Consider the following 14,655-nt stretch of genomic DNA (forward strand, 5'->3'; position numbering starts at 1 on the left):
TGCGGGCGGGGGGTGTCGTTTTGTGGTGGGTGGTGTGCGAAATGGGGTTGGTCCCCGTTTCCTTCCTTTGGGATGGTCCGGCCCGGGGGAAAGAAAACCCTGGAACGAGAGGTCCCCCGGGCTCTCGCGAGACCCCGGGGCACTTGTAGGTCTGATGATCAGGCGCGACCTACGGCAGCCGGACTCCCGGAACCGTAGCTAAAGAAGAATCGTGCCTGGCGGATCACGCTACGAGTATGCCCAGGCTGGCGACGCCAGCGCAAGAATTCCGCCACCCTCTGGGAAGACACCCAGCGCGCCGACGGCCCCAGTCTGGCGGCGCGGGCCTGGCGGCGCGGGGCTGTCGGTCGTGCGGCATAGACTCGCCCGTGCGATGCATCCACTCTTCGAAACCCCAGCGGCCCCATCCGTACCAGTCACGGATCGGGGCGGTCCGCCGGCTGAGCCCAGTTCGGCCGGCCGAGGGCCGGCTGAGCCCAATTTGGCTGCCGCCGCGCTGCTGACCGGGCTCAACGGCCCGCAACGAGAGGCGGTCACCCACGCCGGTGGCCCGCTGCTGATCGTGGCCGGCGCTGGTTCCGGCAAGACGAAGGTGCTCACCCACCGGATCGCGTACCTGCTCGCGGCCAGGCAGACCCACCCCGGTGAGGTCCTGGCGATCACCTTCACCAACAAGGCGGCCGGTGAGCTGAAGGAGCGGGTCGGCAACCTGGTCGGGCCGCGGGCCCGGATGATGTGGGTCTCCACCTTCCACTCCGCCTGCGTACGGATCCTGCGGGCCGAGCACGAGCACGCGGGGCTGAAGTCGACGTTCTCCATCTACGACGCGGACGACTCACGGCGGCTGATGCAGCTGGTCGCCCGGGAGCTCGACCTGGACCCGAAGCGCTACCCGGCCCGTGGGCTGGCCACCCAGGTGTCGAACCTGAAGAACGAGCTGGTCGACCCGGAGACGTTCGCCGACCGGGCGGCCGGCCCCAATGAGCGGGCCCTGGCCGAGGCTTACACGCTCTACCAGCGTCGGCTGCGCGAGGCACACGCGCTCGACTTCGACGACCTGATCATGACGACGGTGCACCTGCTGCAGGCCCACCCGCACGTGGCCGGCAGCTACCGGCGGCGGTTCCGGCACGTGCTGGTCGACGAGTACCAGGACACCAACCACGCGCAGTATCAGCTGGTCAAGGAGCTGGTGGGCGACGGGTCGGACGACGTGCCGCCGGGGGAGCTCTGCGTGGTCGGCGACGCAGACCAGTCGATCTACGCCTTCCGGGGCGCCACCATCCGCAACATTCTGGAGTTCGAGCGGGACTTCGCCCAGGCCAGGACGATCCTGCTGGAGCAGAACTACCGCTCCACCCAGACGATCCTGACCGCCGCCAACGCGGTGATCACCAACAACGCCGGCCGCAAGCCGAAGCGGCTGTGGAGCGACCAGGGCGACGGCGAGCAGATCGTCGGCTACGTCGCCGACACCGAGCACGCCGAGGCGGACTGGGCGGCCCGGCAGATCGACCGGTTGTGCGACGACGGCGCGGCCCGACCGGGCGACGTGGCGGTCTTCTACCGCACCAACGCCCAGTCCAGGGTCTTCGAGGAGGTGTTCATCCGGGTCGGCCTGCCGTACAAGGTGGTCGGCGGGGTGCGCTTCTACGAGCGTAGGGAGGTCCGCGACGCGCTGGCCTACCTGCGGGCGGTGGTCAACGCCGACGACACGGTGAGCATCCGGCGGGTACTCAACACGCCGCGTAGGGGCATCGGCGACCGGGCCGAGGCGTGCGTCGAGGCGCTGGCCGCCCGCGAGCGGATCTCGTTCGGTGCTGCGCTGGGCCGGGCGGCCGAGGCACCGGGGATCTCCACTCGGGCGGTGAACGCGATCACCGACTTCGTGGCGCTGCTCGACGGCGTGCGGGAGCAGCTGGCCACCACCACCCCGGAGGAGGCACTGGAGTCGGTGCTGCTGCGCTCGGGCTATCTGACCGAGCTGGAGGAGAGCCTGGATCCGCAGGACGCCGGCCGGGTGGAGAACCTGCAGGAGCTGGTCAGCGTGGCCCGCGAGTACACCGAGCGGGTCGAGGCGTCCGACGAGCCGGCGACCGTGGCCGGCTTCCTGGAGCAGGTCGCGCTGGTCGCCGACGCCGACCAGGTGCCTGACGACGACCCGGACCACCAGGGTGTGGTCACCCTGATGACGCTGCACACCGCCAAGGGCCTGGAGTTCCCGGTGGTCTTTCTGACCGGTCTGGAGGACGGCGTCTTCCCGCACCTGCGGGCCCTCGGCGACACCCGGGAGCTGGAGGAGGAGCGGCGGCTGGCGTACGTCGGGATCACCCGGGCCCGGCAGCGCCTGTTCCTGTCCCGGTCGGTGACCCGGGCCGCGTGGGGGCAGCCGGCATACAACCCGCCGTCGCGGTTCCTCTCCGAGTTGCCGGCCGAGCTGGTCCGCTGGGAGCGGACCGAGGCGGCGTACACCTCCTGGTCGGGCACGGGTGGCGGGGTCGGTGGGCGGTCGGCCGCCGCAGACCGGTCACCGGTCGCGCGAGGTGGCGGCTTCGCCGGCGGTACGCCGAAAGCCGCCCGCCTCGCTCAGCGGCTCGGGGTGGACCCGAGTCGGCTGAGTACCGCCAGCGAGCTGCCCACCGCGCCCAAGGTGACGGTGGGGGAGCGGGTCAACCACCAGCGGTACGGGCTGGGCCGGGTGTTGGCGGTGGAGGGGCACGGGCCGGGAGCCAGGGCGCAGGTCGACTTCGGCGACCAGACGATGTGGCTGGTGCTGCGGCACGCGCCGATCGAGAAGGTTTGACCCCGGACCCGTACCGAACCGGTCAGCAGCCCAGGTCGACGCCGCGTTCGCGCATCCACGGGGCGGGGTCCACCTGGCTCCATAGCCCGCCGATGTGTACCTCGAAGTGCAGGTGCGGGCCGGTGGAGTCGCCGGTGGAGCCCTCCGCACCGATGGTGTCCCCGGGGGCCACCCGGTCGCCGACCGACACGCTGGTCGCGGAGAGGTGCGCGTAGTGGGTCAGCACACCGCCGCCGTGGTCGATCACCACCGAGATCCCGTAGCCGGTGTACGCCCAGCCGGCGACCTGCACCGTCCCAGCGCCGGCGGCGAGCACCGGGGTGCCGGCCGGCAGAGCCAGGTCGATCCCGGCGTGCAGGACGCCCCAGCGCTGGCCGTAGCAGGAGGTGATCTGTGCCCCGGGCATCGGGGTGACCCAGTCGGACGTGCCGGCCGTCGAGCTCGGCTGCGCCGCCGTCGCCGAGGTCGTTGCCGGGTCACCGCTGTCCCTGTTGTCGTCGCTGCTGTTGGCGTCGGCCGACCCTGCGGGCTCGTCGTCGGTCCGGGTCGGCGCGTCGTCGGCTGCTTCGGTCGGGTCCGCCGGTTGACCGGTCTCCTCGGCACGGCTGGTGCTGCTGTCGGTGGGCGCCGCGCCGAAGCCGGTCTCGTCCCCGCCGCTGTCCGGGGTGGCCGTCGGCTGACGGGTGCTCCGGTCGGCGCGTCCCGCCGCGTCGGCCCGGTCGGCGAGGGCCGAGGTCGTCGCCGGATCGGTCGCGGTGGGGTCGGGGGCGGAGTTAAGTGCGGTGGCCGCGCCGCCGATCCCGAGGGCCGCCACGGCCAGGACGGTGAGGGCGGCGGTGCGGGTCCGGCGGCCGAACTCCGCTACCTGGGCGTGCCTGCCGGGCGGAACCAGCCGGTGCAGCCCTGGTGGCCGACGCCGGGTCGAGGGCTTGCTGCGCTCCGTGGGCTCGGGGTGCGACACGGGAGTGACCTCCGCGGTAAGGGGGGCACGGACCCGGAAATGGTGGTGTGCCAGGCACGGTGGGTGGGTACCGGGTAGTCACAGAAGGCGAGGAGCACCGCTCGGAGGCCGGAATTTCGTGACTCTCCGTGTTTGGATGGGGGATTTCTTGACTGGACCGATAGTGGTTCAGGTCACAAAATCCAATGTGACGCAGGACATATTTTCGCTGGTGGTGGGCGTCCGGACTGCACAAAGAACCGCTCAGACCGTGCGGCCTGAGCGGTTTCTTCAGTCACTCAATGTCAGGGCTCGACGACGCCACCGTAGATCGCCTCGACCTGCAGCTTGAGGTCCACTCCCTTGCCCCGCAGCCAGGTGATCGGATCCTGCGGCTCCGAGTCCACGTGCACCTCGAGATGCAGGTGGGCGCCGTAGGAGTGACCGGTGTTGCCGACGTCGCCGAGCAGATCACCGGCTTCTACCCGCTGACCGGCGGTGACCCGCAGCCGGGACGCATGGCCGTAGACGGCCTCGGTCCCGTCGTCGTGCTTGACGATCACGCAGTAGCCGTAGCCGCCGTTCCAGCCGGCGAGGGTGACCGTGCCGGCGTGGATCGAGTGGAACGGGGTGCCCTCGGCGGCGGCCAGGTCGACGCCGGCGTGCAGCTTTCCCCAGCGCATGCCGTACGGAGAGGTGAAGGTGTAGCCGCGCAGCGGCAGCATCCAGACGTCCGGGGCAGCCTGGGTCATCGAGGTGGCCGGGGTCCGGTCGGCGTCCCGGGAGGCGCGCTCGGCGTCCTCGGCCCGCTCGCTGATCTGGCTGTCCAGGTCCAGGGCCTGGTCGTCGATCTCCAGGGCCTGGTCGCTCAGGGCGACGCTGTTCTCCAGGTCGGCCAGGGCCGCCGGGCTGAGCGTCTTGGCGTCGGGCATCGCGCTGGCCCCGAGGGCGACGACACCCGCGCCGACGACGGCGGTGGTCATGACGACCGCGTAGCGGCTACGGGGTGGAGTCGGTACGCGGCGACGACCCCGATATCGATCGGGCTCTGACGACAGGCGCTGGCGCACGCACACCCTCCATCGGCGGGTAGTTCGGCGGCGGTGCGAGCATCCGGGACCCTCGTTGCGGAACCTGGGATTAACGCTCGTTGGCCGGGTTGGTTCTGGCTGGAGCCAGAGGACAACCGTGGACACGGTAGCCAACCCCTAGGGCCGCCACAACCCGACTCGCGAAAAACTGTTGACGATCTGCGACTGTCCGTTGTCTATTGTCCGTTTTCGTAACCTTTTATCGGGCCCCTCGTTGGTAACCGCTGGTTACATGGAGCAATACTTATCGTGCGTTCAGTCAGGGTGAATCGGGGTTGCGGCTCAGGGTCGGCCGGGCTGCCGTCGATGTGCCGAGGTTGGTTAACCTTCGTTAAGGATCGGTCGGTCGGCAGGAGGCGTGCAGCGATGGAGACTCGGATCCGGGTGGTGGTGGCCAAGCCTGGTCTCGACGGCCACGACCGCGGCGTCAAAGTGGTGGCCAGGGCGCTGCGGGACGCCGGCATCGAAGTCATCTACACGGGTCTGCACCAGACACCGGAGCAGATCGTCGAGACCGCCATCCAGGAGGATACCGACGCCATCGGGCTCTCCGTGCTGTCCGGCGCGCACCTCACGCTGTTCCGCCGAGTGCTCGACCTGCTGCGCCAGCGAGGTGCGGACGACATCGTGGTCTTCGGCGGAGGCATCGTCCCTGACGAGGACATCGCAGCACTCGGTGAGCTCGGCGTGGCCAGGATCTTCACCCCTGGGGCGAGCACCGCCGACATTGTCGACTGGGTCCGCGGCAACGTCCCCGCCAAGTGAAGCGGCAACGTTCCCGCCCAGTAAGGGGGTGGGGCGCGCAGCAAAAGGGTGAGAGGCCGGACGCACCCCTCACACGTCCGGCCTCTCCATGCACGATGCCCCGCCGCCACCCCTCGACCGACAGGGCATCGGCCGCTTTCCGTCGGCCCCGCGCTGCGTTTCCGACACCTCACTCAACGACACCTGTCACCGGGGGTTACGTCGCCGGCACACCCTATTTCTCGGGTCTGTGCCGGTGGTCGGGGCCAGGTCGCCGTACTGCTGCGCGGGCGGCTCGCCGGATGTGTGCGGTTGCGCACACCGTCCGCCCGCCTGCTGGCGTCCCAGGGCCGGGTGGTTAGGCTGCGCCAATGGCCGGTCACCGCTCGTGACCGGGAAATCATCTGATTCTGCACGCTGGCGGCGGCGCGACGGCGCGCCGCAGAGACGGAACGGGACGCGCAAACGTGGACCTGTACGAGTACCAGGGGCGCGAGCTGTTCGAGCGACACGGATTGCCCGTGCTCGCCGGCGGCGTCGCCACCACCCCGGAAGAGGCCCGCGCGATCGCCGAGCGCCTCGGCGGCCGTGTCGTGGTCAAGGCCCAGGTCAAGGTCGGTGGTCGAGGTAAGGCCGGCGGCGTGAAGCTAGCCGAGGACGCCGACGAGGCGGTCAGCCACGCCACCAACATCCTCGGCATGGACATCAAAGGGCACACCGTTGGCAAGGTCATGCTGACGGTGACCGCCGACATCGCCGACGAGTACTACCTGTCGTACCTGCTGGATCGGGCCAACCGCACCTTCCTCTGCATCGCCAGTGTCGCGGGCGGGATGGACATCGAGCAGGTCGCCGCCGAGACCCCGGAGCGGGTGGCGAAGATCGCCATCGACGCCAACGTCGGGGTGGACGAGGCCAAGGCCGCCGAGATCGTCACCGCCGCCGGCTTCCCGGCTGAGCTCACCGACCAGATCACCGAGATCGCGGTACGCCTCTGGCAGGCGTTCATCGCCGAGGACGCCACCCTGGTCGAGGTGAACCCGCTGGCCCGGACCCCCGAGGGCCGGGTGCTCTGCCTCGACGCCAAGGTCACCCTGGACGAGAACGCCGGTTTCCGGCACCCCGACCACGAGGCGATGGTCGACCAGTCCGCGGTCGACCCGCTGGAGCAGCGGGCCAAGGAGAAAGACCTCAACTACGTCAAGCTCGACGGCTCGGTCGGCATCATCGGCAACGGGGCCGGCCTGGTCATGTCCACCCTCGACGTGGTGGCGTACGCCGGCGAGGCGCACGGCGGCGTCAAACCGGCCAACTTCCTCGACATCGGTGGTGGCGCCAGCGCGGCGGTGATGGCCAACGGTCTGGAGATCGTGCTCTCCGACCCGGACGTGCGGACCGTGTTCGTCAACGTCTTCGGCGGGATCACCGCCTGCGACGAGGTGGCCAACGGCGTAGTCCAGGCGCTGGCCCTGCTCGAACAGCGCGGTGAGACGGTGACCAAGCCGCTCGTCGTCCGGCTGGACGGCAACAACGCCGAGGCGGGCCGGGCGATCCTCGACTCGGCCGCCAACCCCCTCGTCGAGCGGGTCGACACCATGGACGGAGCGGCCGAGCGGGCCGCGCAGCTCGCCGCAGCGGCGTCCGGCCGCCCGGAAGGACAGTGATCGAGATGGCGATCTGGCTGACCAAGGACTCCAAGGTCATCGTGCAGGGGATGACCGGCTCCGAGGGCTCCAAGCACACCCGGCGGATGCTCGCCGCCGGCACCACCGTCGTCGGCGGGGTCAACCCGCGCAAGGCCGGACAGCAGGTCGAGTTCGGCGACACCCGGCTCCCGGTGTTCGCCACCGTCGGCGAGGCGATGAAGGAGACCGGGGCCGACGTCACGGTCATCTTCGTCCCGCCGGCGTTCTGCAAGGCGGCGGTGATCGAGGCGATCGACGCCGAGATCCCGCTCGCCGTGGTGATCACCGAAGGCATCCCGGTGCACGACTCGACCGCCTTCTGGGCCCACAACACCGCCAAGGGCGGCAAGACCCGGATCATCGGCCCGAACTGTCCGGGCATCGCCTCCCCAGGGGCCTCCAACGCCGGCATCATCCCGGCGGACATCACCCCGGCCGGCCGGATCGGCCTGGTCAGCAAGAGCGGCACGCTGACCTACCAGCTGATGTACGAGCTGCGTGACATCGGCTTCTCCACCTGCGTCGGCATCGGCGGCGACCCGGTCATCGGCACCACCCACATCGACGCGCTGGCCGCCTTCCAGGACGACCCGGAGACCGACGCGATCGTCATGATCGGCGAGATCGGCGGCGACGCCGAGGAGCGGGCCGCTGAGTTCATCAAGGCGAACGTGACCAAGCCGGTGGTCGGCTACATCGCCGGGTTCACCGCCCCGCCCGGCAAGACGATGGGCCACGCCGGTGCGATCATCTCCGGATCGGCGGGCACCGCCGCCGCCAAGCAGGTCGCGCTGGAGGCGGCCGGAGTCAAGGTCGGCCGTACGCCGAGCGAGACCGCCCGGCTGATGCGCCAGGTGATCACCGGCAGCTGACCGGCCACAGCCGACACTGATCGACCACAGTCGACACATGGCCGTCGATCGGGAAACCGGTCGGCGGCCGTCGTCGTGCGGTCAGCCGATCGGGTAGTTCCCGGTTGCCCAGAGACTGGCCCCACCGATGATGTTCAGCACGCTCAGCACGATCGCCACCCAGCCCAGCACCGGGGACTTGCGGAAGCGGTTGGCGTCGCGGATCGACAGTGCGCCGAAGACGATGCCGAGGATGCCGCAGCAGAGCAGGCCGATCACGATCCCGAGCACACCCCACAGGGTGCTGCGGTCGCTGCCGGCCGACGCCGCGGCCGGTGGATACTGGGTCATCAGCAGGGTCCCCCGTCAACTCGACGACCGCCGTCGTCGACGGCGTGGTCCAGCACCGAGCGTACGGCCAAATGACCGGAATGTCGGCGGGTTCGGCAGGTGACCGGCCAGGCCACGTCGATATTGCCGCCGGATCAGTGCGCCCACGTGCCAAAGTAGGCACGATGGCAGCCCACCCCCCGGATCCGCCGCGACCGCCGGACGGTACCGCGTCGGTCGACGCCGTTCGGCACCCCGGCCCCGGCCGGGCCCCCGGCGCCGCCCGCCGTGGCCGGGCCCCGCTGGTCGTCGCGGCCTCGGTGACCACCCTGTGGGCCGCGGTGGTGTCGTACCTGCCGGTCGCGGTGGTGATGTGGCTGATCCGACTCGCCGAAGGCGACTCGTCGGTCCTCGGCGCGGCCCGGATCGGTCTGGCCGCCTGGCTGCTCGGGCACGGCGTACCGCTGGACACGCCGACCGGGCCGCTCGGCCTGCCGCCGCTGCTGCTCAGCGCGCTCGCCGCCTGGCGGATCTACCGGGCCGGGGTACACACCACCCGGGCGGTCGGTGCCCGGCGCAGCGGATCCGCCGTACGGGCGATCGTCGTCGCATTGGCCGTCGCGACCGCGTACGGCGCGCTGGGCGCCGCCGCCGCGCACGTCGCCAGCAGCGCTACGACGGGGATCGAACCGCTGCGGGCCGGGGGCACGCTGGCGGCGTTCGGCGGGATCGGCGCGTTGCTCGGCGCCGGCCAGACCACCAGTTCGCTGCGTCGACTGGCGGCGCGCTGCCCCGACCTGCTCCGGCACGCGGCGCGCGCCGGAGTGGTCGCCGCGCTGCTGGTGCTCGGCGCCGGTGCCGCCGTGGCCGGGCTGTCCGTGGCGATCAGCGGCGGGGACGCCGCCGACACCATCGGGGTGTACCGGGCCGGGGTGGCCGGGCAGGCCGGCATCACGCTGCTCAGCCTCGCGTACGCGCCGAACGCCACCATCTGGGCGACCGCCTACCTGTTGGGGCCGGGCTTCGCGCTCGGCTCCGACACTGCGGTACGGACCACCGAGGTCACCCTCGGCAGCCTGCCGGCGGTCCCGTTGTTCGCCGGACTGCCCAACGGCCCGGCCGGGGGGCTCAGCGCCGCGCTGCTGGCCCTGCCGGTCCTGGCCGGGATGACCACCGGGTGGGTGCTGGCCCGCCGCTGGCCGGCGGCGACCGACCGGGGTGGTGCCGGGCTGCCCGGCTGGGCTGTGCTGATCGGTGCCGCCCTGATCAGCGGGCCGGTGGCCGGACTGTTCCTGGGCGGTGCGGCGGCCGTGTCCGGCGGGCCGCTCGGTGCCGGACGGCTCGCCGACGTCGGCCCGGTCGCCTGGCAGGTGGCGGCGGTGTCGAGCGCGGTGGTCGCGGTCGGGGCGGTGGTCGGCGCGGTGGCGGCGCGGGCGGTGGCGGCGCCCCCGGCGGACCGGTCCGGGCCCCGCCAGCGACGGTCCGGTGCCGGGCCGGGACAAGGCGCCGGTCCGGGACACGTCGGCAACGGCACAGGGCGCCCCGGACGATCCGGGACGCCCTGAACGGGTCGCGTCACAGAGCCTGGCTCAGATGCTGTTGAACCCGCTGCCGAAGTCCATCAGAACGCCGAGGATCGAGTTCGCGATGCTGAGCACCACCCCGATCGCGCCGCAGATCAGCCCGGCCATCGCCTGGCCACGGTTGTCCGCCAGCCCCTGGTCGACCTTGTTCTTGCCGAGGAAGCCGAGCACCGCGCCGGCGATCCCGGCCGGGATGCCGAGCAGCGGGCAGCACAGGGCCAGCACCAACGAGGCGATGCCGACGATCATGCCGATCAGGCCCAGGTTGTTGTTCTTCTGCTGGCCCGGCATGCCGTAGCCGCCGGCGGGGTACGGCTGGCCCGGCACCGGCTGCTGCGCGTACGGGTCACCGTAGGGCTGCCCCGGCTGCTGCTGCGGGTACGGCTGCCCCGGCGGCGGCGGCTGGCCGTACGGGTTCGAGTAGGGCTGCCCCGGCGGCGGCTGCTGGCCGTACGGGTCGGACGGTGGCGACGAGGTCGGATCCTGGGGCTGCTGGCCGTACGGATCTTGGCCTGGATAGCCGGGCTGCACAGAGAGCTCCTTCATGACGACGACGCTCAGGGCGGTCGGAGATCGTGTTTGCCCGAGCGTCGGGCAGCGTAACTGGTCAGCGCAAATCCTGCCGCCGTCACGCCCGCCCGTCGCGCTGGTCGGGACCTGGGCGGGGCCTGGGCGGCGGCCGGGTAGGGTGCTCGGGTGACCTCGTCCCCGGCCAGACTCGTGGTGCTCGTCTCCGGCTCCGGCACCAATCTGCAGGCACTGCTCGACGCCACCGAGGACCCGGCGTACGGCGCGGTCGTCGTGGCGGTCGGCGCGGACCGGGACGGGATCGCCGGGCTGGACCGGGCCAGGACCGCCGGGGTGCCCACCTTCGTGGCCCGGGTCGCCGACCACGCCAGCCGGGCGGACTGGGACGCCGCGCTGACCGCCGAGGTCGCCGCGTACCAGCCGGACCTGATCGTCTCGGCCGGCTTCCTGAAACTGGTCGGCGCCCGGTTCCTGGCCGCCTTCGGGGACCGCTACGTCAACACCCACAACTCGCTGCTGCCCGCGTTCCCCGGCATGAACGGCCCGCGTGACGCCCTCGCCTACGGGGTCAAGCTGGCCGGTGCCACGCTCTTCTTCGTCGACGCCGGCGTCGACACCGGACCGATCGTCGCGCAGGTCGCGGTCCCGGTCGAGCCGGACGACGACGAGGCCAGCCTGACCGAGCGGATCAAGGAAGCGGAACGGGCGCAGCTCGTCGAGTACGTCGGCCGGCTGGTCCGGCACGGCTGGACCATCTCGCATCGAAAGGTCACCATCCGATGAACCCGAGCACCGACGGCCGCCGCCCGCTGCACCGGGCGTTGATCAGCGTCTACGACAAGACCGGTCTGGTCGAGCTGGCCACCATGCTGCACGCCGCCGGGGTGGAGATCGTCTCCACCGGGTCGACCGCGACCACAATCGCGGCCGCCGGTGTGCCGGTGGTCCGGGTGGAGGACGTGACCGGTTTCCCGGAATGCCTGGACGGCCGGGTCAAGACGCTGCATCCGCACGTGCACGCCGGACTGCTGGCCGACCTGCGCTCCGCCGACCACACCGCGCAGCTGGCCCAGCTCGGCGTCGCCCCGTTCGACCTGCTGGTGTCCAACCTGTACCCGTTCCAGCAGACGGTGGCCTCCGGTGCCGACCTGGACGGCTGCGTGGAGCAGATCGACATCGGTGGCCCGGCGATGGTGCGGGCGGCGGCGAAGAACCACACCAGCGTCGCGGTGGTCACCTCGGTGTCGGCGTACCCGCTGGTCGAGCAGGCCCTTGCCGACGGCGGCTTCACCCTGCGGCAGCGGCGCGCCCTCGCCGCCCGTGCCTTCGCCGACATCGCCGAGTACGACGTCGCGGTCGCCGACTGGTGCGCCCGGACCCTGGTCGGCGCGGACACCGACCAGCCGGTCGACTGGCCGGAGTTCGCCGGCACCGCGCTGCGTCGGGCCGCCGTGCTGCGCTACGGCGAGAACCCGCACCAGCGGGCGGCCCTCTACCTGGACCCGGCGGCACCGGCCGGGCTGGCCCAGGCCGAGCAGTTGCACGGCAAGGAGATGTCGTACAACAACTACGTCGACGCCGATGCCGCCTGGCGGGCGGCGAACGACTTCACCGCCCCGGCCGTGGCGATCATCAAGCACGCCAACCCGTGCGGCATCGCGGTCGGTGTCGACGTCGCCGAGGCGCACCGCAAGGCGCACGCCTGCGACCCGGTCTCCGCGTACGGCGGGGTGATCGCGGTCAACCGGCCGGTCACCGTCGAGCTGGCCAACCAGGTCGCGGAGATCTTCACCGAGGTGGTGGTGGCCCCCGGGTTCGACCCGGCCGCGGTCGAGGTGCTGGCCCGGAAGAAGAACCTGCGGCTGCTGCTCGCCCCGGCGTGGCAGCCGGCGGACGTCGAGTGGCGGCAGGTCACCGGTGGCCGGCTGGCGCAGACCGTCGACCGGGTCGACGCCGCCGGCGACGATCCGGCGAGCTGGCGGCTGGCCACCGGTGAGCCGGCCGACGCGGACCTGCTGGCCGACCTGGGCTTTGCCTGGCGGGCGGTACGCGCGGTGAAGAGCAACGCGATCCTGCTGGCCCGCGACGGTGCGACCGTCGGGGTCGGCATGGGCCAGGTCAACCGGGTCGACGCCGCCGAGTTGGCGGTACGCCGGGCCGGTGCCGGCCGGGCCGCCGGCGCGGCGGCCGCCTCCGACGCGTTCTTCCCGTTCCCGGACGGACTGCAGGTGCTGATCGACGCCGGGGTACGCGCGGTGGTGCAGCCCGGCGGTTCGATCCGGGACGACGAGGTGATCGCGGCGGCGAACGCCGCCGGGGTCGCCATGTACCTGACCGGCACCCGGCACTTCTTCCACTGACCGGCCGGCCGTCGTCGTGTCGCCGCAGCAGCGCGTCGAGGAGCGGATCGTCGGGGCCGACTGGGCGCTCGACGAGTTCGACCGGGTGCATTTCGACCGCTGTGAGCTCGTCGACGTCGACCTGACCGAGGCGGTGCTGACCGGCTGCGTCTTCACCAACTGCGTACTGGCGAACGTGCGGGCCAACGCGGCCCGGCTGACGCACTGCGCGCTGCTGCACTGCGTGATCCGGCGGTCGTCGTTCTTCGACGCGACCTTCGCCGACTGCAAGCTGACCGGCACCCAGTTTCTCGACTGCACGCTGCGCCCGCTGCATGTCGACGGCGGAGACTGGGGGTTCGTGCTGCTGCGCGGCCAGGACCTGACCGGTACGAAGCTGTCCGGGCTGCGGCTAAGGGAAGCCGACCTGACCGAGGCGAACCTGAGCCGGGTGGATCTTTCCGGGGCGGACCTCGGCTATGCCCGGCTGACCAGCGCGAAGCTGCGTGGCGCGGACCTGCGTGGCGCGGATCTGGCCGGGGTCGAGCTGCGCGGCCTCGACCTGACCGGGGCGCGGATCGACCTGGCCCAGGCGGTGCAGGTCGCGGCGGCGTACGGTGCCGACGTGCGGCCCTGACCGGCTGGTCCGTGCGAGGTGCCAACCGGGGCGGATCGGGCGACGTGAGACGATCGGTGACGTGACGGCGACAATTCTGGACGGTAAGGCGGCGGCATCCGCCATCAAGGACAACCTTCGTGCCCGGGTCAAGGCGCTCGCGGAGCAGTCGGTGGTGCCCGGTCTCGGCACCGTGCTGGTCGGTGAGGATCCCGGCTCCCAGGCGTACGTCAACGGCAAGCACCGCGATTGCGCCGAGGTCGGTATCGCCTCGATTCGCCGCGACCTGCCGGCCGACGCGACCCAGGAGCAGGTGGAGGCGGTGGTGGCCGAGCTGAACGCCGATCCGGCGTGCCACGGTTACATCGTGCAGCTGCCGATGCCGAAGCAGATCGACACCCAGCGGGTGCTGGAGCGGGTCGACCCGGACAAGGACGCCGACGGGCTGCATCCGGTGAACCTGGGCCGGCTGGTGCTCGGCTTCGACGCGCCGGTCGCCTGCACCCCGCGCGGCATCGTCGACCTGCTGCGCCGCAACGAGATCCGGATCCGGGGCGCGGAGGTGGTGGTGATCGGCCGGGGCACCACCGTCGGTCGGCCGCTGGGTCTGCTGCTGACCCGGCGCAGCGAGAACGCCACGGTGACGCTGTGCCACACCGGCACCTTGGATCTGGGCGACCACACCCGCCGGGCCGACATCGTGATCGCTGCGGCGGGCGTACCGGGGCTGGTCACCGCTGAAATGGTTACGCCGGGGGCGACGGTCGTCGACGTCGGTATCACTCGGGTGCTCGGCGAGAACGGCAAGGGCCAGTACACCGGTGACGTGGCACCGGACGTGGCCGAGGTGGCCGCTGCGCTGGCGCCGGTGCCCGGCGGGATCGGCCCGATGACCCGGGCGATGCTGTTGACCAACGTCGTCGAGCTGGCGGAACGCGGCCTCGCCGAAAAGGGGAGACGGGCGGAGAGGGGGAAGGAGGGGGGGGGGTGGGGGGGGGCTTCGGGCGCGCCCCCCGCCCCCCCCACCCCCCCCCCCTCCCCTCCCCCCCCCCCCTCCCCCCCCCCCCTCCCCCCCCCCCCCCCCCCCCCCCCCCCCCCCCCCCCCCCCCCCCCCCCCCCCCCCCCCCCCCCCCCCCCCCCCCCCC

Annotated in this window: 12 protein-coding genes and 1 pseudogene; 9 read left to right on the top strand and 4 right to left on the bottom strand. The window is 71.9% G+C overall.

Features of this window, described 5'->3' with window-relative positions:
• Positions 1-373 precede the first annotated feature (373 nt).
• Entirely contained in the window at positions 374-2,803 is a 2,430-nt protein-coding gene (pcrA, locus tag ACXAHD_RS27010; protein WP_475054094.1) for a DNA helicase PcrA, read from the top strand.
• A gap of 22 nt (positions 2,804-2,825) precedes the next feature.
• On the opposite strand, the gene ACXAHD_RS27015 is transcribed toward pcrA, so the two are convergent.
• Positions 2,826-3,764 carry a M23 family metallopeptidase gene (locus ACXAHD_RS27015; protein ID WP_281567254.1) on the bottom strand — a complete coding sequence of 313 codons (939 nt, stop codon included), beginning with the start codon at positions 3,762-3,764 and terminating at the stop codon, positions 2,826-2,828.
• A 284-nt stretch (positions 3,765-4,048) separates the two neighbouring features.
• Entirely contained in the window at positions 4,049-4,813 is a 765-nt protein-coding gene (locus ACXAHD_RS27020; protein ID WP_281551812.1) for a M23 family metallopeptidase, read from the bottom strand.
• Between the two features lie 387 nt (positions 4,814-5,200).
• On the opposite strand from ACXAHD_RS27020, the gene ACXAHD_RS27025 reads away from it, so the two are divergent.
• The 3 genes from ACXAHD_RS27025 to sucD all read left to right on the top strand — a co-directional run bounded on the left by ACXAHD_RS27025 (position 5,201) and on the right by sucD (position 8,135).
• Complete coding sequence (locus ACXAHD_RS27025; RefSeq protein ID WP_289211368.1) at positions 5,201-5,599, top strand: cobalamin B12-binding domain-containing protein; 399 nt, start codon at positions 5,201-5,203, stop codon at positions 5,597-5,599.
• A 446-nt stretch (positions 5,600-6,045) separates the two neighbouring features.
• The gene (sucC, locus tag ACXAHD_RS27030) at positions 6,046-7,242 is read left to right on the top strand and encodes an ADP-forming succinate--CoA ligase subunit beta (RefSeq protein ID WP_281551810.1); all 1,197 of its coding nucleotides are present in this window, start codon (positions 6,046-6,048) and stop codon (positions 7,240-7,242) included.
• 5 nt (positions 7,243-7,247) lie between these two features.
• Positions 7,248-8,135, top strand: a complete 888-nt coding sequence (sucD, locus tag ACXAHD_RS27035; RefSeq protein WP_281551809.1) for a succinate--CoA ligase subunit alpha — start codon at positions 7,248-7,250, stop codon at positions 8,133-8,135.
• A gap of 81 nt (positions 8,136-8,216) precedes the next feature.
• Here sucD and ACXAHD_RS27040 read toward each other — a convergent pair whose 3' ends face one another.
• Positions 8,217-8,468 carry a hypothetical protein gene (locus ACXAHD_RS27040; RefSeq protein ID WP_281555719.1) on the bottom strand — a complete coding sequence of 84 codons (252 nt, stop codon included), beginning with the start codon at positions 8,466-8,468 and terminating at the stop codon, positions 8,217-8,219.
• 161 nt (positions 8,469-8,629) lie between these two features.
• Between ACXAHD_RS27040 and ACXAHD_RS27045 the strand changes: the two genes are divergently transcribed.
• Positions 8,630-10,009, top strand: a complete 1,380-nt coding sequence (locus ACXAHD_RS27045; RefSeq protein ID WP_281551808.1) for a cell division protein PerM — start codon at positions 8,630-8,632, stop codon at positions 10,007-10,009.
• A gap of 24 nt (positions 10,010-10,033) precedes the next feature.
• Here ACXAHD_RS27045 and ACXAHD_RS27050 read toward each other — a convergent pair whose 3' ends face one another.
• Positions 10,034-10,573, bottom strand: coding sequence for a DUF4190 domain-containing protein (locus ACXAHD_RS27050; RefSeq protein ID WP_281551807.1), 540 nt, complete (start codon positions 10,571-10,573; stop codon positions 10,034-10,036).
• 150 nt (positions 10,574-10,723) lie between these two features.
• Between ACXAHD_RS27050 and purN the strand changes: the two genes are divergently transcribed.
• The 4 genes and pseudogenes from purN to ACXAHD_RS27070 form a co-directional block, all read left to right on the top strand.
• Positions 10,724-11,338, top strand: coding sequence for a phosphoribosylglycinamide formyltransferase (purN, locus tag ACXAHD_RS27055; protein WP_281551806.1), 615 nt, complete (start codon positions 10,724-10,726; stop codon positions 11,336-11,338).
• The gene (gene purH, locus ACXAHD_RS27060; protein ID WP_289211367.1) at positions 11,335-12,915 is read left to right on the top strand and encodes a bifunctional phosphoribosylaminoimidazolecarboxamide formyltransferase/IMP cyclohydrolase; all 1,581 of its coding nucleotides are present in this window, start codon (positions 11,335-11,337) and stop codon (positions 12,913-12,915) included. Before purN ends, purH begins: the two co-directional genes overlap by 4 nt.
• A gap of 16 nt (positions 12,916-12,931) precedes the next feature.
• Positions 12,932-13,531: a pentapeptide repeat-containing protein gene (locus ACXAHD_RS27065; RefSeq protein WP_281551804.1), complete on the top strand. Its 600-nt coding sequence runs from the start codon at positions 12,932-12,934 to the stop codon at positions 13,529-13,531.
• Between the two features lie 61 nt (positions 13,532-13,592).
• Positions 13,593-14,450 (top strand): annotated as a pseudogene (locus ACXAHD_RS27070) (bifunctional methylenetetrahydrofolate dehydrogenase/methenyltetrahydrofolate cyclohydrolase); the annotation flags it as partial.
• Positions 14,451-14,655: the final 205 nt, after the last annotated feature.

This window comes from Micromonospora sp. ABR4_055, from assembly GCF_056160425.1.